Origin of the sequence: Candidatus Magnetobacterium casense (assembly GCF_019173545.1) — a bacterium.
Lineage (GTDB): Bacteria > Nitrospirota > Thermodesulfovibrionia > Thermodesulfovibrionales > Magnetobacteriaceae > Magnetobacterium > Magnetobacterium cryptolimnobacter.
The window spans coordinates 1-1,259 of record NZ_JABXWD010000709.1; the positions used below are offsets into that span (position 1 = coordinate 1).

The 1,259-nt window shown below is 54.0% G+C and carries 1 protein-coding gene and 1 pseudogene; both read right to left on the bottom strand.

Annotated features, from left to right (window positions below; all coding sequences use genetic code 11):
• Window positions 1–1,086: B12-binding domain-containing radical SAM protein (locus HWQ67_RS18950; protein WP_218254253.1), on the bottom strand; the 1,086-nt coding region annotated here is incomplete at its 3' end.
• Window positions 1,071–1,259, bottom strand: a pseudogene (locus tag HWQ67_RS18955) (transketolase family protein); the annotation flags it as partial. The pseudogene HWQ67_RS18955 and the gene HWQ67_RS18950, both read right to left, overlap by 16 nt.

Consider the following 1,259-nt stretch of genomic DNA (forward strand, 5'->3'; position numbering starts at 1 on the left):
GCCGATGACGCGTATACCCGCATCCTGAATGGCACCAACGACAGACTTTATGTCATTGACACGCATCCTCTTGGAGGCGCCGTCTCTGACATCGGGGTTGGCGGACTCTATGCCAAGGGCAAGCCAGTTTATGCCGGCCTTTTTCATCTTTTTGAGGTTTGCAACCTTGACCGTATCGACCCTGGCATAGGCCCATATGTTGAGGTCATAGCCGCGCTGCAGGATCAGCTCCACAATCCCCATGTAGTGCGGCTCACTAAAGACAAACAGTTCATCGACGATCTTGATGTTCTTTACGCCGTAGTTTTTCACCAGGTCGCCTATTTCGTCAATGATCAGCTCCGGTGACCTGTATCGTATGCCGGGCTTGCCAAAGGGGGCATTGATGCAGCAGAAGACGCAGCTAAACGGACAGCCCAGGCTCGTATATATTGCCCCGTATGGCATTCGATGGCTAAGGTCGTCAAAGCAGTGCCAGTTGTGTGCCCGATACGTCTTCATCGGTAACAGGTCCCAGGCGGCCAGGGGCAACATATCATCCAGGTCGGTTATCAGCGGCGCACGCTGTGTATGAAGGACGCTGTCGTTGTGGGCATACCACAGGCCGGGAACCTTGGAATAATCGCCGTCTCCGGACTTGAGGTGCCGTATGAGACCCTTCAGGGTGTAGGGACCTTCGCCCTCGATGACGAAGTCCACGCCGGTATCTTTAAACGTTCGCTCCGGAAGGGCCGAGGGATGTAACCCGCCAATTGCAACCTTTGAGGACGTGCCGGCTTTGAGCGCCTTGCATATCCTGCCGGCGATGGTCATGTTCTGCGTCGAGGCAGAGGGCTGCGAACCATAGACGACTACCACGCTCAACATCGCAGCCATTCCATCAACCCGTGCGGCTACCTCATCAGGGGTGATGTTGTCGGCGTTTGCGTCTATGATTGCCACGCCAAAGCCACACTTCCTGAGATACGCCGCTATTACCGCTACCCAGAAGGGCGGCTCTATTGCCGAAAAATCGGCATCCAAATTCTGAAAGACCTGCTTTCTGTCTCCGGGATTTATCAACACTATATCTATTTCTGTACGCATAGCCTCACCTCCCTCATTATGCCGTCCTCATCCATGCCGTTTAGGGCATGAAGGTGCTGTCTGTCGCCAAGCTCAAAGACATACCTGTCGTTAAAGCCCAACTTTCTGAGCCTTACACCGGATTGATACCCGTTTAGGACGTTTGCAACCAGACTGTCGAGGCCTCCGTTGTT